Source organism: Clostridium sp. CTA-19 (assembly GCF_054767855.1).
Genome location: NZ_BAAABH010000101.1, coordinates 1 through 483, shown reverse-complemented (window position 1 = coordinate 483; position 483 = coordinate 1). Strand labels below are relative to the sequence as shown.

Genomic DNA, 483 nt, shown 5'->3' with positions numbered 1-483 from the left:
GTGAGGGGTGTAAGCATGGTAACATGTTCAGCTGACTCATACTAATAAGTCGAGGGCTTGACCTAATATAATCACTGTGCAATTTTCAGAGAACAACTCTGAAGAATTTAATATAAAAATATTAATATTTAAGTTAATAAAAGCAAGTAATGTTAGGAAATGACTGAGTGAGAAGCGGAGTTTATTTGTATAAATGAGCATTTGAGCGAAGAAAATTGACGACGCAGTACACCGCTTATATTAAATTAAAATCTGGTGATGATGGTTTAGAGGGTAACACTCCTTTCCATTCCGAACAGGCAAGTTAAGCCTCTAGACGCCGAGAGTACTGCATGGGTGACTGTGTGGGAGGGTAGGTTGTTGCCAGGTAATATTCCGCGATAGCTCAACGGTGGAGCACTCGGCTGTTAACCGATAGGTTGAAGGTTCGAATCCTTTTCGCGGAGCCATTTTGGAAACATAGAAGTAGAATATCTACTTCTT

The 483-nt window shown here is 40.0% G+C and carries 1 tRNA gene and 1 rRNA gene; both read left to right on the top strand.

The window, feature by feature from the left end:
• Positions 1-251: 251 nt before the first annotated feature.
• Positions 252-369 (top strand): 5S ribosomal RNA (gene rrf, locus ACYUE0_RS17840).
• Between the two features lie 5 nt (positions 370-374).
• Positions 375-449, top strand: a tRNA-Asn gene (locus ACYUE0_RS17835).
• Positions 450-483: the final 34 nt, after the last annotated feature.